Annotated in this window: 21 protein-coding genes; all 21 read right to left on the bottom strand. The window is 60.7% G+C overall.

The window, feature by feature from the left end; translation table 11 throughout:
• Nucleotides 1-100 precede the first annotated feature (100 nt).
• Nucleotides 101-1,072 carry a porin gene (locus tag S7S_RS07025; protein WP_082027657.1) on the bottom strand — a complete coding sequence of 324 codons (972 nt, stop codon included), beginning with the start codon at nucleotides 1,070-1,072 and terminating at the stop codon, nucleotides 101-103.
• Nucleotides 1,073-1,395: 323 nt separating this feature from the next.
• Nucleotides 1,396-1,587 carry a 2-hydroxymuconate tautomerase gene (locus tag S7S_RS07020; protein ID WP_008740471.1) on the bottom strand — a complete coding sequence of 64 codons (192 nt, stop codon included), beginning with the start codon at nucleotides 1,585-1,587 and terminating at the stop codon, nucleotides 1,396-1,398.
• A gap of 35 nt (nucleotides 1,588-1,622) precedes the next feature.
• Nucleotides 1,623-2,411 (bottom strand): 2-oxo-3-hexenedioate decarboxylase, encoded by a 789-nt coding sequence (gene dmpH / locus S7S_RS07015; RefSeq protein WP_008740470.1) that lies wholly within the window; start codon nucleotides 2,409-2,411, stop codon nucleotides 1,623-1,625.
• Nucleotides 2,408-3,457 carry a 4-hydroxy-2-oxovalerate aldolase gene (dmpG, locus tag S7S_RS07010; protein WP_338010707.1) on the bottom strand — a complete coding sequence of 350 codons (1,050 nt, stop codon included), beginning with the start codon at nucleotides 3,455-3,457 and terminating at the stop codon, nucleotides 2,408-2,410. The genes dmpH and dmpG overlap by 4 nt, the downstream gene beginning before the upstream one ends.
• A gap of 19 nt (nucleotides 3,458-3,476) precedes the next feature.
• Nucleotides 3,477-4,418: an acetaldehyde dehydrogenase (acetylating) gene (locus S7S_RS07005; protein WP_041025962.1), complete on the bottom strand. Its 942-nt coding sequence runs from the start codon at nucleotides 4,416-4,418 to the stop codon at nucleotides 3,477-3,479.
• A 19-nt stretch (nucleotides 4,419-4,437) separates the two neighbouring features.
• On the bottom strand, nucleotides 4,438-5,223 hold the full coding sequence (gene dmpE / locus S7S_RS07000; RefSeq protein WP_041025961.1) for a 2-oxopent-4-enoate hydratase: 786 nt from the start codon (nucleotides 5,221-5,223) through the stop codon (nucleotides 4,438-4,440).
• 32 nt (nucleotides 5,224-5,255) lie between these two features.
• Nucleotides 5,256-6,716, bottom strand: coding sequence for a 2-hydroxymuconic semialdehyde dehydrogenase (locus tag S7S_RS06995; protein WP_041025960.1), 1,461 nt, complete (start codon nucleotides 6,714-6,716; stop codon nucleotides 5,256-5,258).
• Between the two features lie 667 nt (nucleotides 6,717-7,383).
• Nucleotides 7,384-8,241 (bottom strand): VOC family protein, encoded by an 858-nt coding sequence (locus S7S_RS06990; RefSeq protein ID WP_041025959.1) that lies wholly within the window; start codon nucleotides 8,239-8,241, stop codon nucleotides 7,384-7,386.
• Nucleotides 8,242-8,702: 461 nt separating this feature from the next.
• On the bottom strand, nucleotides 8,703-9,722 hold the full coding sequence (locus S7S_RS06985) for a 2Fe-2S iron-sulfur cluster binding domain-containing protein (protein ID WP_041025958.1): 1,020 nt from the start codon (nucleotides 9,720-9,722) through the stop codon (nucleotides 8,703-8,705).
• Between the two features lie 25 nt (nucleotides 9,723-9,747).
• On the bottom strand, nucleotides 9,748-10,785 hold the full coding sequence (locus tag S7S_RS06980) for a zinc-binding dehydrogenase (protein ID WP_041025957.1): 1,038 nt from the start codon (nucleotides 10,783-10,785) through the stop codon (nucleotides 9,748-9,750).
• A 13-nt stretch (nucleotides 10,786-10,798) separates the two neighbouring features.
• A complete protein-coding gene (locus tag S7S_RS18810) occupies nucleotides 10,799-11,308 on the bottom strand; it encodes an aromatic-ring-hydroxylating dioxygenase subunit beta (RefSeq protein WP_052269220.1) in 510 nt (169 codons plus the stop codon).
• On the bottom strand, nucleotides 11,308-12,693 hold the full coding sequence (locus S7S_RS06970; protein WP_202966535.1) for an aromatic ring-hydroxylating oxygenase subunit alpha: 1,386 nt from the start codon (nucleotides 12,691-12,693) through the stop codon (nucleotides 11,308-11,310). The genes S7S_RS18810 and S7S_RS06970 overlap by 1 nt, the downstream gene beginning before the upstream one ends.
• Before the next feature lie 45 nt (nucleotides 12,694-12,738).
• Nucleotides 12,739-14,739, bottom strand: a complete 2,001-nt coding sequence (locus S7S_RS06965; protein ID WP_052269219.1) for a TRAP transporter permease — start codon at nucleotides 14,737-14,739, stop codon at nucleotides 12,739-12,741.
• Between the two features lie 41 nt (nucleotides 14,740-14,780).
• On the bottom strand, nucleotides 14,781-15,785 hold the full coding sequence (locus S7S_RS06960) for a TAXI family TRAP transporter solute-binding subunit (protein WP_041025956.1): 1,005 nt from the start codon (nucleotides 15,783-15,785) through the stop codon (nucleotides 14,781-14,783).
• Between the two features lie 470 nt (nucleotides 15,786-16,255).
• On the bottom strand, nucleotides 16,256-16,969 hold the full coding sequence (locus S7S_RS06955; protein ID WP_052269218.1) for a GntR family transcriptional regulator: 714 nt from the start codon (nucleotides 16,967-16,969) through the stop codon (nucleotides 16,256-16,258).
• 318 nt (nucleotides 16,970-17,287) lie between these two features.
• The gene (gene bfr, locus S7S_RS06950) at nucleotides 17,288-17,767 is read right to left on the bottom strand and encodes a bacterioferritin (RefSeq protein ID WP_041025955.1); all 480 of its coding nucleotides are present in this window, start codon (nucleotides 17,765-17,767) and stop codon (nucleotides 17,288-17,290) included.
• A 220-nt stretch (nucleotides 17,768-17,987) separates the two neighbouring features.
• Nucleotides 17,988-18,221 (bottom strand): bacterioferritin-associated ferredoxin, encoded by a 234-nt coding sequence (locus tag S7S_RS19225; RefSeq protein ID WP_008740217.1) that lies wholly within the window; start codon nucleotides 18,219-18,221, stop codon nucleotides 17,988-17,990.
• A gap of 10 nt (nucleotides 18,222-18,231) precedes the next feature.
• Entirely contained in the window at nucleotides 18,232-18,546 is a 315-nt protein-coding gene (locus S7S_RS19575) for a hypothetical protein (RefSeq protein ID WP_144401612.1), read from the bottom strand.
• A 10-nt stretch (nucleotides 18,547-18,556) separates the two neighbouring features.
• Nucleotides 18,557-19,045: a cytochrome c maturation protein CcmE gene (gene ccmE / locus S7S_RS06945; protein ID WP_041025954.1), complete on the bottom strand. Its 489-nt coding sequence runs from the start codon at nucleotides 19,043-19,045 to the stop codon at nucleotides 18,557-18,559.
• Nucleotides 19,042-19,227 (bottom strand): heme exporter protein CcmD, encoded by a 186-nt coding sequence (gene ccmD, locus S7S_RS06940; RefSeq protein WP_041025953.1) that lies wholly within the window; start codon nucleotides 19,225-19,227, stop codon nucleotides 19,042-19,044. Before ccmD ends, ccmE begins: the two co-directional genes overlap by 4 nt.
• On the bottom strand, nucleotides 19,227-20,159 hold the full coding sequence (locus tag S7S_RS06935) for a heme ABC transporter permease (protein ID WP_082027654.1): 933 nt from the start codon (nucleotides 20,157-20,159) through the stop codon (nucleotides 19,227-19,229). Before S7S_RS06935 ends, ccmD begins: the two co-directional genes overlap by 1 nt.
• Nucleotides 20,160-20,178 lie beyond the last annotated feature (19 nt).

The raw sequence follows: 20,178 nt of genomic DNA, 5'->3' as shown, positions 1-20,178 counted from the left end.
GTAACCCGGATCTGCTCTCAAAAAAAAGGCCACACGGGAGGCATGTGGCCAAGGGATTTCCCGGTCGTTGCCACCGGGAGGAAGCAGAAAAAACTCGGCGTCAGAATTTCACGTTTACGCCCACGGCGTAGTTGGACGGGGTGGTGTCGTACTGGCCGGTTTCGGCGAACAGGTACACCTGATCGTTCAGGTGACGTTTCACCTGGAAGATCATGCCGTCGTTGTCTTCGCTATCCAGCTCGTGGTCTTTTTCCACGTAGGCCAGTGCAGAGGACCAGCGCTCGTTCAGCTTGTAGTCCACCCGGGCAGCCCAGGAAGTGAAGTCGTTGGCCAGGCCGTCCGGCACATCGTTCTGTTCCACCACTGCGCTGACCTTGAAGCTGTCCCAGCTGTAGCCGACAGACGCCGCGTTACGCTCTTCCTTCTCGCCACTGCCGGCCTGCTTGTCGGAGATGAACACCTGGCCGACGGCGAAATCGAAACCGCCGTTCTTGTACAGGGCGCGGTAGCTCCAGGCATCGATGTCACGGTCGTTGGCCTTGTTGAAGGTGAACGAACCGAAGATCACCTGCCAGCCCGCGAATTTCGGCGTGGCGTACGCGAGCAGGTTGGTGGTGGCATCACCCTGGGTGAAGAAACCGTTGATGCCGGTGCGGGCGTGCATGGCGTTGTACTCAAAGTCAGTGGTGGCGCCATAAATGTGCGCAAACTGGCCGCTGCTGGAACGCGGGGCAACCACGAAGGCACCGTAGCGGGTCGGCATGACGATCTTGGCGTCACGCACGTAGATGTCATTCGCACTGCCGCTGGGGCTGTAGACCAGCGGATCCAGGTTGTTCGCGGCAGCACCGAAGTCCGCAGTGAACTGGTAGTTGATCGCGAAACCGTCGAACTTGTAGGAGCCGGCAACGCCTGCACGCAGGTCATAGGCCCAGGCATCCAGGTCACGGCCGTCGACTTTCAGGCCACCCATGCCCATTTCGCCGGTGAATCTTGGTCCGTCTGCCAGCGCAGCGGTAGAGCCCAGCATGGCAGCACAGGAAATCGCGATAGCAAGGTTTGTTTTTTTCATGATGATTCATCCTAGTCCGGTTAAATTTTATTCTGCGACCGATGCATCGGCCCGGATCATCTGTTGCGTTGCAGTGATGACTCCTGCCTTTTCTCTGGCAATGCGAAGCTCATGCAGCGGTAGCGCTTTGCGCTGCTGCCCCGCAGGAAGTCACATCCTTTTGCGCCCGTGAGGGCGGGGTCCGTTTATTCGGTACGCTGCATAGGCAATCCTCCTGCTGGCCGACTTCTCCGCTGGCAGAAACGCTGTCGTCCCGACATGGCTACCAACCCGTCCGGGCGCCGAGTACGGCCCTTACTGCTCTGCAGGGCCGCACTCTTCCCTCAGCGCCCGAGGGCCTTGGCGGTTTCGCCGCCAATCCCCCAGTGACTCTTCGGCACCTCCTGGATCAGCACGCGCACCGCTTCGCGGCGTGCGCCAATGCTGTCGCAGATGGCGTCAGTGACGGCGGCAATCAGCTTTGCTTTTGCCTCGTCGTCACGGCCTTCCATGATCTGAATATTGGCTATCGGCATGTTTGGCCTCTACTTGATCTGTTTCTTGATCTATTTCAGACGAAACGCATGGAAACGCTGCCCATGTCCTGCGCACGCAGGGTCACGGCGTCGCCGGCTTTCACCGCCACGGCGGCGGTAATGGCGCCGGAAAGGATCACGCTGCCTGCGGGAATTTCCTCACCGCGTTCGCCGAGCATGTTGGCCAGCATGGCGATGCTGGTGGCCGGATGACCCAGCACGGCCGCACCGGCGCCGAGTTCAACCACCTTGCCGTTGATTTCCATCACCAGGCCAAGATTGCGCAGGTCCACGTCGTGAACATTGCGGGCACGGGTGCCGGTGACGAAACGCGACGAAGAGGCGTTATCGGCAATCACGCTGACCAGGTCGAATTTGAAGTCGCGGTAGCGCGAGTCGATGATCTCTACCGCCGGCAGGACAAAATCCGTTGCAGCCAATACGCTGCCCACATGGCAGCCCGGGCCTTTCAGCGGCGCCTTGGTCACAAACGCGATTTCCGCTTCCACTTTCGGGTGGATCAGGTCCTTCATTTCGATCTCGCCACTGTCCGGGCGCTCGAAATAATCGGCCAGGAAACCATAGATCGGAGTTTCAACACCCATCTGCTGCATCTTGGCGCGCGAGGTCAGGCCCATCTTCATGCCGACAATGCGGGCGCCGCGCTCGATCTTGCGGCGGCGAATTTCCCACTGCACGTCGTAGGCATCACTGAAGGTCATGTCCGGATAGTCATCCGTGATCTTGGTGATGTCGTGCGCTTGCAGCTCGGCCTGTTCAACGTGATCGGCAAGCTGTTCAATCTGTTCGCGTGTCAGGCTCATTGCGCCCCTCCGGCTGTTTGGGTGTTGGCGTCACGCTGTTGCTTGAGCATGTCCAGCGCCACGTCCACGATCATGTCTTCCTGACCGCCGACCATGCGGCGGCGGCCGAGCTCGACCAGGATGTCGACGGTCTTCAGGCCGTATTTCTGTGCCGCCACTTCGGCATGGCGCAGGAAGCTGGAGTAGACCCCGGCGTAACCGAGCGCCAGGGTTTCCCGGTCCACCCGCACCGGCCGGTCCTGCAACGGCCGCACGATGTCGTCGGCCGCGTCCATCAGCGTGTACAGGTCGGTGCCGTGGTCCCAGCCCAGCCGTTCGGCAGCGGCGATAAAGACTTCCAGCGGGGCGTTGCCGGCCCCGGCCCCCATGCCCGCCAGGCTGGCGTCGATGCGGTCACAGCCCTCTTCCACCGCAGCAATGGAATTGGCCACGCCCAGCGACAGGTTGTGGTGCGCGTGGATGCCGGTCTGGGTTTCAGGTTTCAGGGCGTCTTTCATGGCGCGGAAGCGATCACGCACGTCCTGCATGCCCAGCGCCCCGCCGGAATCCACGACATAAATGCAGGTGGCGCCGTAGTTCTCCATCAGCTTGCCCTGCTCGGCCAGCTGCTGCGGCGTGGTCATGTGGCTCATCATCAGGAAGCCGACCGTGTCCATGCCCAGTTCGCGGGCGTATTCGATGTGCTGTTTCGACACGTCCGCTTCGGTGCAGTGGGTGGCCACGCGCACGATGCGGGCGCCGGCGCTGTAGGCGGCTTTCAGGTCATGCACGGTGCCAATACCCGGCAGCAGCAGGGTCGCCACTTTTGCATGGGTCACGGTGTCGGCCACGGCTTCGATCCACTCGAGATCGGTGTGGGCACCGAAGCCGTAGTTGAAGCTGGAGCCTTGCAGGCCATCGCCGTGGGCCACTTCGATGGAATCGACTTTCGCTTTGTCCAGCGCAGCGGCGATATCGCGCACGTTCTGCAGGGAATACTGGTGGCGGATGGCGTGGGAGCCATCGCGCAGGGTCACATCGGAGATATAGAGTTTCTTGCTCATGATCGCCTCCTTGATCGGCCGTTCAGGCCGCACCGGCCGCGCGGACGCGCAGGGCCAGTTGTTCCGCGGTGGCCAGGGCCGCCGAGGTCATGATGTCCAGGTTGCCGGCGTAGGCGGGCAGGTAGTGGGCCGCGCCTTCGACTTCCAGGAAGATCGAGGTCTTCAGGCCGGAGAAGGTGCCGACACCGGGCAGGTGCAGCGGGTGGGCGTCGTCGAAGACGTCAAACTGCACTTTCTGCTTCAGGCGATAACCCGGCACATAGGCGTTTACCTTCTCGGCCATGGCCTCGACGGCCGCCTCGACCCTGGCCTGGTCGGCCAGCTCGGAGAGCACATAGACGGTGTCGCGCATCAGCAGCGGTGGCTCGGCCGGGTTGAGGATGATGATCGCCTTGCCCTTGGCAGCGCCGCCGATCACCTCAATGGCGCGGGAGGTGGTCTCGGTGAACTCATCGATGTTGGCGCGGGTGCCGGGGCCGGCGGACTTGCTGGCAATGGATGCGATGATTTCCGCGTAATGGACTTTGGCCACGGAGGAGACGGCGGCGACCATCGGGATGGTGGCCTGGCCACCGCAGGTGACCATGTTGACGTTCGGGGCGTCGAGGTGTTCGTCCAGATTGACCACGGGCACACAATAGGGGCCGATGGCCGCCGGGGTCAGGTCGACGATGCGGATCGAGGGCTTGGCTTCGCGCAGCAGTTTGTCGTTGTAGACATGGGCGCCGGCGGAGGTGGCATCGAAGACGATGCCGATGTCGGCGAATTCGGGCATGGCAATCAGGCCCTCGACGCCGGTGGCGCAGGTGGCCACACCCATGCGTGCCGCACGGGCCAGGCCGTCGGAGGCCGGGTCGATGCCGACCATCACGCCCATTTCCAGCGCCTGGCCATGGCGCAGGATCTTGATCATCAGGTCGGTGCCGATGTTGCCGGAACCGATAATCGCAGCCTTGAGTTTCATCACAATCTCCTCTCGCCGCTCAGCCGAAACGCACTGCGCAATGGCCCAGACCACCGATGGCCACTTCGACGTGATCACCGGCCACAACCGGCGCCAGCGGCACCAGTGAACCGGACAGGATCACTTCGCCCGCTTTCAGCGGCACACCAAGGCGGCCGAGCGTATTGGCCAGCCAGGCAACGCAGTTCACTGGCGAGCCCAGCGCCGCAGCGCCGGCGCCGGTGGCGATGATTTCGCCGTTCTTTTCCATCACCATGCCGCAGGTAGTGAGGTCGAGCTCTGACGGCAGCCGCGCTGCATCGCCCAGCACGAACACGCCACAGGAGGCGTTGTCGGCCACGGTGTCCTGGATCTTGATTTTCCAGTCGTGAATGCGGGAATCGACGATCTCGAAGCACGGCATCACGCATTCGGTAGCCGCGATGACCTGCGCATTGGTCACGCCCGGGCCCATCAGGTCACGCTTGAGAATGAAGGCAATTTCGCCTTCGGCGCGTGGTGCGATCATCTGGCCGGCGATTTTGATTTCATCACCGTTGGCGTACACCATGCGGTCGGTCAGGTAACCGAAGTCCGGCTGGTGCACGTTGAGCATGGTTTGCACCGCCTTGCTGGTCACACCGATCTTCTTGCCGATCACCTGCTCGCCATCCGCCAGGCGGCGTTCGAGCATGCGCACGGAAATACGGTAGGCATCGTCCAGCGTGATGGACGGCTCGCGGTCGGTCAGCGGCGCCACCGTGCTGCAGGTGCGCAGGGCGTTGTAGAGTTCGTCGCCGTACTGTTGGATCTGTTTGTCATTCATGCTTGTCACCTGTCCTGTTCAGTCGGCTGTCATCACAGCTTGATGCAGACATTGGAAAGTTCGGCGTAGAACTCCAGGCCATGCACTCCGCCCTCGCGACCAATGCCGCTTTGCTTGCTGCCACCGAACGGTGTACGCAGATCACGCAGGAACCAGCTGTTGACCCAGCACAGGCCCACGTCCATGGCGGCTGCCACGCGGTGTGCGCGGGTCAGGTTTTCGGTCCACAGCGCAGCAGCCAGGCCGTAAGGCGTGTCGTTGGCCAGCGCGATGGCCTCTTCCTCGGTATCGAACGGCCGGATATGGCAGCACGGGCCGAAGATTTCCTCGCGGATCACGACCGAGTCGTCCGACAGGCCGGTCCAGATGGTCGGTTGCACCCAGTTGCCTTCGCTCAGTTCACCCGGCATCTCCGGCTTGCCGCCGCCGGTGACAATGGTGGCGCCTTCAGCACGCGCCTTCTCGTAGTAAGAAAGCACCTTGTCCTGGTGAGTACGGCTGATCAGCGGGCCGAAGCTGACATCGTCGTCCTGCCACCAGCCCATTTTCAGTTGCTCGGCGCCCTGCTTCAGACGCTGCACGAATTCATCGAAGATCGGCCGTTCGACGTAAACGCGTTCCGTCCCCAGGCATACCTGGCCACAGTTGGCGAACACGGAACGCATTGTGCCTTCGATGGCCTTGTTCATGTCGGCATCCGCGAACACGATGGCGGCGTTCTTGCCACCCAGTTCGAGCGACACCGGCCGTACACCGCCAGCCGCCGCTTTCATGATGGCTTCGCCAGTGGAGGTCTCGCCGGTGAAGGTAATGCCGTTGACACCCGGATGGCGGGTCAGGTATTCGCCGGCCGAACCCGGGCCAAAGCCATGCACCACGTTGTACACACCCGCCGGCACACCGGCGTCATTCATGACTTCACCCAGCAGCGCCGCCGTGTGCGGGGTCTCTTCGGATGGCTTCACCACCACGGTGTTGCCACAGGCCAGCGCCGGGCCCACTTTCCAGGTCATCAGCAGCAGCGGCAGATTCCAGGGCGCGACCACACCGATGACACCGCGCGGCTTGCGCACGGCATAGTTGATGGCACCGGCGCCATCCGGTGTATCCATGATGAAACTTTCGGTGGGGACATTGCGCACCAGGTCAGCAAACACTTTGAAGTTTGCCGCGCCACGCGGGATGTCGATGTGGGAGGCCATGGACTTCGGCTTGCCGGTGTCCAGGCACTCGGCTTCAAGGAATTCATCAAAACGCGCGTTGATGCCGTCCGCCACTTTGTGCAGCAGCGCCATGCGACGCTCGACCGGCATGCGGCCCCACTCGCCTTCCAGCGCGGCACGCGCGGCTGCCACGGCACGATCCACTTCTTCCTGGCCACCTTCGTGCACCAGCGCGATCAGCTCGCCATTGGCCGGGTTACGGTCTTCGAAGGTCTTGCCCTTCGAGGACGACACGTATTCCCCGTTGATGAAATGCTTGATCTCTTTCATGTATTCAGTCCTCGATCACATCGCTCGGGCACTTGTGGCGCCCGGCACTGGCTGCTGAAAAATTTGTGTGTCGGCATCGCGCCACACCGGGCGCCTGATCATTTCCCTGATGCCGTTTCTTAATGGATATTCATCCTGAATATCGATTTTTTAATCCGGCCCCTAAAAAAAGCCCGTCATGTTTCGTCGGGCCGGAACCAGATTCATGACGCCTGCACGCCATGACGTGGTACGGATATTGCGGTGTTGCCCTTACCCTGCTTGCCGTCGCCTCGGCGACGCTGTTTCCTGCTGCGCTGCCAGGCAGCGCCACCGCACCATCATCCCGGCGGGGATCTGTCCCGCCGCTGTGACCGCGCACCGCTGTGTCATCTCATCGCGGCCCAGTCATGAAGCCTGCGCTCACGCGCGGGCTTCTTCGGTGTGCTTATCGCCGTGTCCGTTTCCCGCCATGGTGGGCACGAGCGGCCGGCGATGGCCACAGGGATGGTGCAGTGAACTCGCTCTACATCTAACAGTGTGTTGAAAAAGCCTCTTCGATGCTTTTTCAAGCCACCTTTGCGGCGCAGGCCCGCAAAGGTGGGCACGGAAAATCAATCGCTTCCCGCGCTTGATTTCGCTGACAACTTAATCAAGCTGTCAGCACAGGCTGTTTTTCAACAGCCTGCTAGGACTTGAATTCCTTGATGTTCGGACGCGCCCCCCACATACAGAAACCGGCCGGCTCAAACGGAAACTGGCGCGGCAAGTGGGTGGCGTCATCGGTGATACTGCTGACACCGCTGGAGTATTCGAACACCATGCCGTCAGGCCCTTCGAAATACAGGAACATTGCCGTGGAGGTCGGGTGCTTGCCCGGCCCGAACGTGATGTTGATGCCTTTCTCCTGCAGGAAATACCAGGAGCGCATAATGTCGTCGATGCTTTCCACCTGATGATTGATGTGCTGTACGCCAGGGTATTCCGACGGAAACAGCGCAATCTTGTGGTGTACATCGTCGATCCGCAGCAGCGGCGCCTGGCCGATCCAGTCGGACACACGCGCGCCCATGATTTTTGTCCAGAAACGTTCGTCACGGACCGGGTCGGTGCTGCGCAGGCCAATGTGCGAGAAGCCGTTGATCCCCGCGTCCCGGGACGGGAAATAGCGCCAGCCGGAATGATAAGGACGCCAGACCAGTTCGATGCGATTGCCGGACGGGTCGTTGAACGTCAGGAACGCCTGCACGAAGCGCTCTTCACATTCCTGCGTGGTGCCCCAGGTGGCTTCGGTGCCGGCATGCGCGAGCACCTGCCTGGCATCTTCCATTTCTTCGAACGACCGCAACTCGAAACCGGTGGCGTGATCGCGGGCATCACCCTCGAAGTACACCAGCGTGTGGTCACGATTGTCGGAACGGAAATACACCGCGTTACCGAGTGTACGGATTTTCTGCAGACCCAGAATATCGGTGCAGTAGCGGGTAGCGGCCTCCAGGTCGGGGGTACCCAGCCTGACATAACGGATATCGTGCAGATCAATCATGGGAGCGCTCCACGTCGATGACCGGACAGCAGATACAGGATGGCGTCCGGGTGCGGCATGACAAAACGGACACGGCAACTCCCCGATCATGACCGGGTGTCGACGAGGCAATGGCAACCTTGAACAAAGGTGCTATGCGTGGCATGGCCTGTCTCCGTCTTGTTATCTGTATGGTCCGGCCCGGGTAGCGTCGGGATACCGGATAAGGTCACTATAAGTCGAGATTACCGACTTTTCAACAAAATATATATATTTCTATAAATATAGATATTCCTGAATTTCCATTATGAAACAGGGCCTTGCAAACCACTGTTCAAGCGGGCATGGCGGATTCTCTCTCGCACACACCCCGTGGCAGGCGTGCGGGCCCTGCCGGCGGGAGGCGATGATGCCACTCCGGCACCATCTCCCCCATGGTAGTCAGCCTGCAACGCCGCCGTCCAGACAGACTCCCCTGCCGCTCAATGATCCGAGGGCAGGAATTTTTCTGCGAAAATGCGCGCCGCAGGCACACCCAGCGCCGCCAGTTTTTCCCGCGCCGCGTCGATCATCGGAGGCGGTCCGCACAGATAGGCATCGGTGGCCGCCGCCTCGGACAACAGCGTGTCATTGAGCAGGTCTGTCACAAACCCTGTGGCGCCCTGCCAGGTGTCGTCACCATTGACCACCACCTGGTGCAGCGACACCTGATCACCGTACTGGCGAATGCGTTCTTCACCGAACAGCTCACCGGCGAAGTTGGCGCCATACAGCAACACCACCTTGGGCATGGGTGCATCCTGGCTGCTGAGGTGCTCAAGCATGCTCAGCATCGGCGCAAGCCCGGTCCCACCCGCGATCATGACAATCTGTCCGGCCCGCGCCGGGCGCAGGAAGAACTGGCCATAGGCCCCCTGCACACTGACTTCACTGCCCACTTTTGCGCCGTCGCGCAACCAGTTGCTCATGGCCCCCTGCTCCAGCAGGCGCACAAAAAATTCCATGCGGCTGTTATCGGCCGGGCTGTTGGCAAATGAATAGCTGCGGCCGGGCACGGCGCCAGGCACGGTGATGTTCACGTACTGGCCGGCCAGGAACGGCAGCGGCGCGGCATCGCTTTCCAGCACGACGCGCATGACGTTATCCGCCACCGGTTCCAGTGCGGCGACACGCGCCGCCACGGTGGCCACTTCCTTTTTCAGCAGCGACAGCGGGTAACCGAATTCCAGCACCAGGTCCGAACGTGGCCGCGCCTGGCAGGCCAGCAGATAGCCTTCGTCCTGTTCGTCGTCGGTCAGCGCTTCATCACTCACATCACCAATGTCACACTGGCCGTCGGAAAGGTGCGCCTTGCACACGCCGCAGGCACCTTCGCGACAGTCGGTTTCCAGCGTCAGGCCGCTGCGCAAGGCAGCGGAGTAGACGGTTTCAATGGCGGAAGACTGAAAATGCGAGGTCGCACCGTCTTCAAACACACAGGTGATATTGTATTTATTCGACATAATGCATTCTCCAAACAGCCCGGGCTCAGCCGTGCACCGCCAGCAGCGGTTTCACGGCCTGGCCATCGAGCACCAGCTGGAACGCCTCCCGGGCGTCTTCCAGCGGCACCACATGGGAGACCAGCGGCGACAGGTCAACGCGGCCGTTGGCAATCAGATCCGCCGCTTCGATCCAGCTCCGCCAGATACGCCGGCCATGGATACTGCGAATGGTCGGACCGGTCCTGACCCATTGGGTCAGGTCCAGACTGACCGGGTGGGAGGGTGCACCGATGAGACGGAAATCCCCGCCGCGACGCAGCGCGTCCAGCGCTGCGTGCAGACCGGCTTCGGCACCGGTCAGCTCGATCACCACATCCACCCCTTCACCGTTGGTGAGCGCGTGAATTTCTTTTACCAGATTGTGCGTGCCCGGATTCAGACAGTGGCTGGCGCCCATCGCCTGCGCGCTGGCCAGCCGGACCGGGTTGAGATCGGCAGCGATCACCTGATGCGCACCCAGCGCACGTGCAGCCGCCACCGCCATCAGGCCGATCGGTCCGCAACCATTGACCAGCACACGCTGGCCGGCCACGCCAGTGCCTTCGCCACAGGCGTGCACCGCGATGCCGAACGGCTCCATCATCGCCGACAGGTGCGGCGGAAAATCCGGCGGATTGACCCAGGCAATGCTGGCCGGTACCACCACCCATTCGGCAAAGCCACCGTCCACATCAATACCGGGATAGCGCGTGTGCTCGCACAGATGACGCTGATCCAGCATGCAGGGCCGGCACTGGCCACAGGAGATGTGGCTTTCCAGGCTGACCTGATCGCCCATCTTGATGCCGAGCACACCGTCGCCGACTTCATCAACGATGCCGCACACTTCATGCCCCATTACACGCGGCAATTGCATACGGCGGGCCATGCGCGGTGCCCAGTGATAAATGTGCATGTCCGTACCGCACACGCCAGCGAAACGCACCCGCAGGCGAATTTCGCCCGGGCCAGGTCGCGGTTTGGCGACCTGGCGCAGTTCCAGCCCGTCCACTACGGGCGCTGTCTTGCATAATGCGAGCATCGCGCTCTCCGGCTCAGACGTTGTAGACATCCACGGTGCCGTCAATGACACGCTCGAGGAATGTCACTTTCTTGGTCTTGATCTTCAGTTCACCGTCGACCCGCACCAGTTCATAGTCGTACCAGACACCGCGCACGATGTTGCCGGTACGCGGATCCATGGTGGCGACAATCGCCTTGGCGCTGGCAGTCACCGTGTCACCCTGGTCGGCCAGCACGCGCACACTGCCGACGCAGTGGCTGGTGGTCGGCAGCGGTGTCGAGGCGTAGGAATCACCGGAGCTGAAACGGAACACCCGGTCCTCGATGCCGCGATCCGGCAGGTAGATCAGGCTGATCTCCTGCATCGGGTCCTGGGTGGTTTCATCTTCGTTGCGCCAGGCCGGCATCCAGAACACTGCGTCCGGGGTGTACATATCGACCCATTCTTTCCACTCGCGGCGATCGATGTGATCGGCCTCGCGCGCCAGCAGTTCGCTGACTTCCATCACCCGCAGGGATTGATCATTGAGCATGGCGGTCATCAGCTGTTTTCTCCTTTACCCGTCATCTGCTTCAACCATTTGCGGTAGAAGCTGTAATACAGTGTTTCGAAATCCCAGTCGTGATTGCTGCTGACCGGATTCAACCCGATTTTCTTGGCGCCCTCGTCGGGGCCATTGACCATGCTGCTGATACCTCGGGTGACCTCGGTCCAGCGGGACGCTTCACCCAGTGCGCCGGTCTGGCAATCTTCCAGGGCAGCCAGGTCGTCCGGCGTGGCCATGCCGGTCACCATGTAGAAATCCTCAAACTTGCGAATCCGCGCGGTACGCGCTTCCTGGCTCTCGCCTTTCGGCGCAATGCAGTACACGGTGACCAGCGTACGATCCACGGACAGCGGACGGAACACACGAATCTGCGTGGACGGCTGGTCCATCAACAGCACGTTCGGGAACAGCAGCAGGTTGCGACCGCGACCGACCATCCAGTCCACCTGCGCCTCTGGCAGGCGGGACAGCAGTTCCTCACGGCCTTCCCACAACGGACCGACTTCCGGCGTGGCCCGCTCGGCCCAGATCAGCATGTGACCGCCGTCCAGGTCGTAACAGCCGGTCGGCACGATGCCGGCAATACGGCCCGCTTCGGTTTTTGCCATGCCGTCACGGCCGTTGCGCTCTTCGCGCTGCGCCACGGTGGACGCAAACACACGGTGAACGGTGCTGACGTGGTAACCGTCAACGCCGTTTTCTGCCTGCATTTTCCAGTTGCCGCGAATTACATAGTCAGAATGGCCACCGATCACTTCGATACCTTGCGGCGACTGGTCGGCAAGCATGTCCATGAAGATCTTTGCTTCGCCCAGATGTTCTTCCAGCGTCGGCACCTCGGCCACCAGGCTGCCGAACACGAAGCCACGGTAGCTGCCCACCTGGCCGATGTGCTTGAGGCCCATGGCAGACTTGTCAAAGCCATCCGGCCAGCCAGTCTTCTCGTTCTTGACCCGCACGCACTTGCCCTGGGTGTTGAAGCACCAGCCGTGGAAACGGCAGCGCAGCGTGGTGGCGTTGCCCTGCCGGCGTTCGGTCAGCAACGCGCCACGGTGAGCGCAGGCATTGATGAAGGCGTTGATCTCGCCTTCTTTATCGCGGATCACCAGTACCGGCTGACGGCCGATAAAGGTGGAATAATAGTCGCCCGGGTTCGGGATCTGGCTTTCGTGGCACAGGAACACCCAGTCTTTCTCGAAGATGTTCTGTACTTCCAGTTCGTGCAGCTCTTCATCGGTATAGATGCTGCGGTCAACCCGGTACACACCTTCACTGATACGGCTGTCCACCATACGTGCGGCGCGTTCGCGCAGTGCTTCCATGGCTGGCCCGTCAAGCTCCTGCCGGACACTGATCTTGTGTGTATTGCTTTGCGACATTTTCGTTTTCCTCCAGAGCTGTTCTTTTGCCTGCACGCTGTTGAATCAATGGCCTAGCGCACAGGCTTTAGCGTTTTTTGATTGCCACCAGGTGACCGCAGCGATCACAAAGGCCATCAGCATGCCGATGGTGTCGGTGGGAATGTTGTCAAACAGGGTCAGGGCGCCATCTTCCGGAATCATCAGCAATACCCCGGCGATACCCGCGAACAACCGGCCGGTAAGCTTGAGGGGGCGGAACAGATAGGCTTCGATGGCGGCCGCGATCATCAGGAAGCCGAACATCGCAGTGAAAAAGGCAATGCCGGTGCGCAGCCATTGCTCGCCGCTCATGTCACCCTGCAACAGCAGCGCCGGATAGGCGACGAACACAAACGGCACGATGAACGCCACGGCGCCGAAACGCATCGACTCCCAGCCCGAGCGCATGAACGGTGCGCCGGCCATGGATGCTGCGGCAAACGATGCCAGGCACACGGGCGGCGTGATCATCGACAGCACACCGAAGTACAGCACGAACAGGTGGCTGGCGAGCGGGTTGAAGCCGGCGGCCACCAGGGCCGGGGCCACCAGCGTCGCCATCAATACGTACACTGCGGTAGTCGGCATGCCCATGCCGAATACGATGGCCGCCACGGCAGTAATCAGCAGCAACATCAACGGCAGCGAACCGGCGGCATCGGCAATACTCAGCCCGAGGGAGAAACTCAGGCCCGTCAGGGACAGCACCCCGACGATGATGCCGGCGGCGGCCGTGATGGCGACGATTTCCAGCAGACTGCGACCGGTGGCGCCGAGAATGTCCACCAGCGAACGCCAGCCAATCGAATGCTCGCCCACCATTTTCGCGGCCACCAGCGTGGCCAGCAGGCTGGCGAAGGCAGCTTGTTCAGGCGACCAGCGCAGCGCAAACAACAGGAAGAACAGCATCAGTACCGGCGCCAGGAATGGCCAGTAGCGGCGCAATGTGCGCAGCGCGTCGGGACGCTCTTCGGCGGTCATCGGACGGATGCCATTGCGCGCCGCATGCAGGTGAATCTGTACCAGCAGCGCGAGATAAAACAGGATCGCAGGCACCAGCGCAGCAAGCGCCACTTCTGCGTAAGGAATACCGAGGAATTCGGCCATGATAAAGGCGGCCGCCCCCATGATCGGCGGCAGCAACTGGCCACCGGTGGACGCCACCGCTTCAATCGCGGCGGCCTGTTGCGGTTTATAACCGCATTTTTTCATCAGCGGAATCGTCACGATCCCGGTGGTCGCCACGTTGGCCACCGCACTGCCGGAAATGGACCCGAACAGCGAGGACGCCACAACCGACGCCTTGGCCGGGCCACCACGGTAACGGCCCATGGCCGCCAGCGGCAAATCCAGAAACAACTGACCGCCACCAAGACGGAACAGTGCATTACCCAGCAATACATAGGCAATCACCGTGGACACCACCACCGCCAGCGGCGTGCCCAGCACACCGGAAGAATCCAGGTGCAGGTAACCCAGCAGGAAATCCACGTCCGGCGTCTGGCCACGCAGCACGCCCGGTACATCGCCGGCAAACAGCGCATACACCAGGCACACGGCAACCAGGATCACCATGGCCCAGCCGGTGAGGCGTCGCAGCGCCTCCAGGATCAACAGCAGTGTCAGAGCGGCTGCCACGAGATTGACGTAATACTCCGCGTCAAAACCGAGGAAGCCGATCGACACCAGCCATTCGTAACGAATCGCAGTCTGCAGACACAGACCGAAGCCAAGCAGCGCACACAGCATGTCGAACACCGGCGGCCGCCCGATATTCGCCGACGACACACGCGCCGGCTTGATCAGGAATGTGGCACTCAGCGCCAGGCCAAGCACCGCCAGTGAGGCCTGCTCTCCCCAAATGGCGTATCCAAAATAGGACGGCACACTAAAGGCGTACAGGATACCCACCACCGGAATGGCAGCCAGCAGAGCCTGCGCTAGATACAGCCAGCCCCCCTGCAGGCGGATGCCGGCCGCACCGGTATCTTCATCCACCTTGCGCTGTATAGCTTCGTTTTTCACGATTCGTTACCTCTTGCCAGCAGAAAGGAAACAGCCGCGTCTTAGCGCGCTGCCTCCAGCAGGGTGGCATTCGCCTTCTCGATGTTGTCGTTCCACAGGCCCTTCTCGTCATAGAAACGCTTGGCACCTTCATGGACCGGCAGATTGAGGTCGGCATTCACCATGCCTTCCGGAATCCAGCGATTGAAAACACCGCTGATGCCACGCAGTTCGACGATGTTGTCGCTGATCGCCTTGACCACGGCGTACACCTGATCCGCTGGCACATCTTTGTTCACGGCCAGGTAGAACGGGTAGCTCCAGACATAGGCGTCATCAATCAGGCCAACGGAAGCGCCCGCTTTGTAGCCCGCCAGTTCACCAGCAGGAAACGCAGCACGAGTACGTGCCACCGCAGCGTCGTCATTGTTCATGCTGATGAAGCGGATCGGCGTCTGTGCATTGATTTCCTGCACGATGGCCTGGCCCAGCGGCACGCACATGGCGGCTTCGACACGACCTTCGCCCAGCGCCTGCACGGCCGTGCGCGAGTGAGTCACCGGCACCACGTTCACGTCGTCCCAATCCAGGCCAAAGTTGGCCATCTGGGCGGAGGCGAGCTGTTCGCAGGTCTTGTGGGCAGAGAACACGCCACTGACGCGACGGCCCTTGAGATCGGCACCGGTACGGATATCCGAATCACGACGCACGATCACACCCAGTTCGTTGGTGAAGCCCACCGCAGCCAGACGCAGGTTGCGATACGCCTCGCGGTAACCGACCCCACCATGGAAGGCTTCATGCGCATCCGCCGCGTTCAGCAGCGCGAACTGCGCGCGACCGGCGTCGACCTGCGGCACATAGATTTGCGGGCCCGACATCGGCGCGGCGAGCATGGTGTAATCGGTTTTCTGGGAAATGACGCTGGCAATGGCAGACCCGGTGGTATGCACAATGGAACCGGTGGGAGCTGTGAGCAGGCGCAACGTATCCGCCTGCGCCATGCCGGACAGTGTCGTGGCGACTGCAGTAAACAGAACGGCCAGTAGTGGCTTCTTCAGAGTCATGATTATCTTCTCCGTTTTGTTGTCGGTATTTTTTTGAAATACCGGGCCGCCGGTAGCGCTCCGATGACCCTGTTGAACTGACTATAGCAAGACTTACCGATTTTTCAATGAAATATATATATTACATGTCAAAATGGATAAACTTATTTTTTGCCAATAATATCAATCAGTTAACATGATCACTTGAAGACGTTCCGTGCGGAGACAGTGGGAAATACGGACTGAAGACAGGGCATCCCGGCCTTGCCGGTACTGCATGATGGCTAAGTGATACCATTCACCACACCATCTTAGGCAAAGCCAGCTTCCCCGGTCCAGCCCACCCTCGGTCTATCGGCCGCAGCCCATGAAAACTGAGCGATTGCGGGAGGCGAAGGGACGCTGGCAGAAAGGGAATGTGTTGCTGTGCGGTGAAAACAAAGAGCCGGTGCGACACCACACCGGCCCAGATGTGTTACGAAAGGGAACACTCAGGCTTGTCGGGCAGCCTTCGCCTCCTCGGCTTCTGCCTTGCGGAAGACATCCAGCGTGACTTCCATGGTGCGCAGCACATGCAACCGGGTTGCCTCGCAGGCATCGTCGATCCGGCGTGCCAGTGCCGCATCATAGATCGCCCGGTGCTCTTCATGCACATCACGCGGCACGTTGACCGTCATCAGCGAGATATTGCGGTAGCGCTTGTGCTGGTCATACAGGGTGCGATGCATGCGCAACAGCAGCGGCGAGTTGCAGCCGGACAGCAGGGCCGCGTGGAATTCCTCGTTGGCACGCTCGCGGGCACTGTAGTTGCCCTCGCCCGCTTCGAGCTTGGACAGCCGGTAATACGCCGCCACCAACCGTTCCTCCCAGGCTTCGTTGCCATTGGTCAGACTGTTCCGCAGTGCCTCGGTCTCGATCAGGATGCGCACATTGGTGATGTCCTGAAGATCCGCCACGCTCATCGGCACCACGCGGAAGCCGCGCTGGCCCTCGGAAATCACGAACCCGTCCGCACTGAGCCGGCTCAGCGCCTCACGTAAGGGTGTGGCGCCCACCTCGTACTGCCCGCGCAACTGCTCTACCCGCAGTTTCGCCCCCGGCTTGAGCCGGCCGGCGATCACGTCGGCACGCAGCATCATATAAGCCTGGTCAGTCAGGGTTTTCGGACGGGCATCCTTATCAAATGGAGAAGGTGTCCCAGACATACTCATTCAGCACCTATTCTTGAAATCAGTTGTCCGCGTCAGGCCGACAGATACGGCGCTCGCCTATCATGAGGCAGGCGGGATGCCGCTGGCCAGCGCGAGGGCTGGAATTCGAAAGCTAACAGCTTGCCTGTTCTGATAGCCGCCAGCTATTAAATGATGCTCATATGATAACCACAGAATCCGCGTCGCGGTAAGCCCGCCTGCCCGTCATGGGCTGTCCGGCTGGCATAACGTTCATTGAACGAGCGCCAGAAACACAAAGCCCCGGCAGTTCAGGCCAGGGCTTTTCGGAACGATGCCGTGTGGGCAAAAACGTCAGTCTTCCTCGACTTTCATCTGCGATTGCAGATAGTTTTCCAGGCCCACTTTATCGATCAGGCCGAGCTGGGTTTCCAGCCAGTCGATGTGTTCTTCCTCGGATTCGAGAATCGAATTGAACAGGTCGCGGGAAACGAAATCCTTCACCGAATCACAATATTCGATGGCGTCACGCAGCAACGGCACGGCTTCGTGCTCCAGCTTCAGGTCACACTCAAGCATTTCACGAGTGTGCTCACCGATTTTCAGCTTGCCGAGATCCTGCAGGTTGGGCAGGCCTTCGAGAAACAGGATGCGCTGGATCAGTTGATCCGCGTGTTTCATCTCGTCAATGGATTCTTCGTATTCCTTGTGGCCGAGCTTTTCCAGCCCCCAGTCCTTGTACATCCGGGCATGCAGAAAATACTGGTTGATCGCGACCAGCTCGTTGCCGAGGGCCTTGTTCAGATATTCGATCACTTTCGCGTCGCCACGCATGGTCAAGCTCCATTGGGTCTATCGGGGTGGCGACTATTGTTGGCGAGTGACCGCTTATGCGCAACCTTGCATTAACAACGGCCAACGAGAGCAGGAAAGGGAATAAGAATAACTTGCGGTCGTAATAGCGTCGACGGGGAAAGGTGCGCTTCGCACACAACACGACACACCAGACCTGAACCTGGTGTGCCGGATCGGAAAACAGATTGTCAGAAAGTCATCAGGCCGGTTGCGGGATAAACATCACCGGTTGGGCCGACGTTGCTGCTGCATAAACCGGCGCAGACGATTCGGTACGGGCTTCCCGAATCACCCCACGCGCCTGACGGGCGCACTTGCCACACTGACTTGCCACCCCGAGTTCCCGACGAAGATCGCGCAAACTGTCGCAGCCCTGGTCGACTGCTTCCCGTATTTGGCCGTCAGTGATGCCCTTGCAGAGACAGACGTACATTTGATGCTTCTCACGCTGTGTTCCGATGTTTGGGATAGTAGGCGTAATGATAACGATTATCAAGTATTTTCTGATCGCGGTGATTGATTCCGGTTATTTCCACTAAATATCTTTTATTTTCAAATGGATAGTCATGAAAAAAGGGTTCCGGCAGCAGGATGAGCCGGGCATACCAAGGGGAAAAAGGGTCTTCAGGGAGACCTGCGGAAGCCCGCCTGCATGGACGTGGCAGGTTTCGCATTCTCATGCCCACCCGGGTACCGGTTTTCTCGTGACTCAAAAAAAAGCCGCGTTCCACTGCTGTGGCGACGCGGCTTTCTCGCATACGGCAAGGCTCAGTAGTAACTGGCGCCGGCCTTGCCCTCACCGGCATCAGCGTTCTTGCCGGCCGCACCGGGATGCCCGGCACGCTCCAGCGCGTCCTGTACCTCCGGCGGCATATAGGTTTCATCGTGCTTGGCCAGCACCTCGGTGGCCTCGAAGCTCTCACGGCTGGTCAGGGTGCCGTTGGCGACAATGCCCTGCCCTTCGCGGAACAGGTCCGGCAGGATGCCCTGATAGTAGACCGTGAAGGTGCCGATACCGTCGGTGAGGTCAAACTGCACTTTCAGGCTTTCCTGGTCGCGACGCACCGAGCCTGCGGTGACCAGCCCGCCAACCCGCATGCGCTGGCCCACGGGCGCCTCGCCATTGACCACCTGCTGTGGCGTGTAGAACAGATTGATGTTGTCCGAAATCGCATACAGCAGCAGCCCTGCCGCCAGCGCCACACCCGTGAGCGCCCCAAGCACAATCAGCAGACGTTGCCTGCGTACCGGATTCATGATTTCTCCTGCATTGCCTGTCGTTGAAGCTGTCGTTGCAGCGTGCGGCGCACATTGCGGCCGTGCACCAGCGCCCAGATCACATTGACCGCGATCAGCCCGAGGCCGATGCCGAAGGCGCTCCACACGTATGGGCCGTGGATGCCCATCTGCCACAACGCCGGGAAAGATTCGAAATACATCAGCTCAGTTCCTCCTTCACCCAGGCACTGCGGCGCTCCCGCCACAGCACTTCGGTGCGTGTGCGGATCAGTACCGTCACCGCGAACAGGAAATAGGTCCCGAACATGGAGATCAGCAGCGGCGCCAGCATGCTCGGATGAATCGAGCTGCCACCGGCGCCGAACATGCTCATGGAACTGCCCTGGTGCAGGCTGTTCCACCAGTCCACCGAGTACCGCACGATGATCACGTTGATCAGGCCCACCACGCTCAGCAGACTGGCCGCACGGCCTGCCTGGCGCGGGTCACTGATCGCGTTCTGCAAGGCAATCACGCCCAGGTACATGAAGAACAGGATCAGCATGGAAGTCAGCCGTGCATCCCAGATCCAGTAGGTGCCCCATGTGGGCCGCCCCCAGATGGCGCCGGTGATCAGCGCCACCGCCGCCAGCACGGCACCAAACGGCGCAATCGCCTTGATCACGATCTCCGCCATTTTCAGGCGCCAGACCAGCGCCACCAGCCCGGCCAGGCTCATGGCTGAATAACCCATCAGCGCACCACTGGCGGCCGGCACATGCAGATAGATGATGCGATAGCTGTTGCCCTGTTCATGGTGCGGCGGCGCAAACGCCAGGCCCCAGACCATGCCGACCATCAGCATGCCGGCACTGAGCACGACCAGATACGGCAGCCACTGCCCGCTGAGGCGGTAGAAATAGCGCGGCGAACCAAGCTGGTGATACCAGCGCACCAGCGTCTGCCAATACCAGTCCGGGCGGCGCACCGCGCCCAGGTAGAACAGCACGCCCAGCACATAGCCACCTCCCAGCCAGGCGATACGGCTGGCCAGCGGCGCCTGCCAGGTGGCATACAGCACCGCCACCAGCACAAGCCCCAGCACACTGCTGAGATAAAAATGACCGGGAACCGGCCGGGCTGCCTGTGTCATCTGTTCTCCCGTTGTCACC

It is taken from the genome of Isoalcanivorax pacificus W11-5, from assembly GCF_000299335.2.
GTDB classification, from domain to species: domain Bacteria; phylum Pseudomonadota; class Gammaproteobacteria; order Pseudomonadales; family Alcanivoracaceae; genus Isoalcanivorax; species Isoalcanivorax pacificus.
The sequence above is the reverse complement of the archived record's forward strand: the minus strand, read 5'-3'. Positions and strand labels throughout refer to the sequence as shown.

Excerpts from the sequence above, each read along its gene's own strand:
- dmpH (WP_008740470.1), bottom strand. The coding sequence starts at position 2,411 with ATGAGCCTGACACGCGAACAGATTGAACAGCTTGCCGATCACGTTGAA.
- S7S_RS07005 (WP_041025962.1), bottom strand. The coding sequence starts at position 4,418 with ATGAAACTCAAGGCTGCGATTATCGGTTCCGGCAACATCGGCACCGAC.
- S7S_RS06955 (WP_052269218.1), bottom strand. The coding sequence starts at position 16,969 with ATGTCTGGGACACCTTCTCCATTTGATAAGGATGCCCGTCCGAAAACC.
- S7S_RS06970 (WP_202966535.1), bottom strand. The coding sequence starts at position 12,693 with ATGTCGCAAAGCAATACACACAAGATCAGTGTCCGGCAGGAGCTTGAC.
- ccmD (WP_041025953.1), bottom strand. The coding sequence starts at position 19,227 with ATGTATTTCGAATCTTTCCCGGCGTTGTGGCAGATGGGCATCCACGGC.
- S7S_RS06935 (WP_082027654.1), bottom strand. The coding sequence starts at position 20,159 with ATGACACAGGCAGCCCGGCCGGTTCCCGGTCATTTTTATCTCAGCAGT.
- dmpE (WP_041025961.1), bottom strand. The coding sequence starts at position 5,223 with ATGAATGACAAACAGATCCAACAGTACGGCGACGAACTCTACAACGCC.
- S7S_RS07025 (WP_082027657.1), bottom strand. The coding sequence starts at position 1,072 with ATGAAAAAAACAAACCTTGCTATCGCGATTTCCTGTGCTGCCATGCTG.
- S7S_RS18810 (WP_052269220.1), bottom strand. The coding sequence starts at position 11,308 with ATGACCGCCATGCTCAATGATCAATCCCTGCGGGTGATGGAAGTCAGC.
- S7S_RS06980 (WP_041025957.1), bottom strand. The coding sequence starts at position 10,785 with ATGCTCGCATTATGCAAGACAGCGCCCGTAGTGGACGGGCTGGAACTG.
- S7S_RS19575 (WP_144401612.1), bottom strand. The coding sequence starts at position 18,546 with ATGCGAGAAAGCCGCGTCGCCACAGCAGTGGAACGCGGCTTTTTTTTG.
- bfr (WP_041025955.1), bottom strand. The coding sequence starts at position 17,767 with ATGCGTGGCGACGCGAAAGTGATCGAATATCTGAACAAGGCCCTCGGC.
- ccmE (WP_041025954.1), bottom strand. The coding sequence starts at position 19,045 with ATGAATCCGGTACGCAGGCAACGTCTGCTGATTGTGCTTGGGGCGCTC.
- S7S_RS06995 (WP_041025960.1), bottom strand. The coding sequence starts at position 6,716 with ATGAAAGAGATCAAGCATTTCATCAACGGGGAATACGTGTCGTCCTCG.
- S7S_RS06960 (WP_041025956.1), bottom strand. The coding sequence starts at position 15,785 with ATGACTCTGAAGAAGCCACTACTGGCCGTTCTGTTTACTGCAGTCGCC.
- S7S_RS19225 (WP_008740217.1), bottom strand. The coding sequence starts at position 18,221 with ATGTACGTCTGTCTCTGCAAGGGCATCACTGACGGCCAAATACGGGAA.
- S7S_RS06990 (WP_041025959.1), bottom strand. The coding sequence starts at position 8,241 with ATGATTGATCTGCACGATATCCGTTATGTCAGGCTGGGTACCCCCGAC.
- S7S_RS06985 (WP_041025958.1), bottom strand. The coding sequence starts at position 9,722 with ATGTCGAATAAATACAATATCACCTGTGTGTTTGAAGACGGTGCGACC.
- S7S_RS07020 (WP_008740471.1), bottom strand. The coding sequence starts at position 1,587 with ATGCCGATAGCCAATATTCAGATCATGGAAGGCCGTGACGACGAGGCA.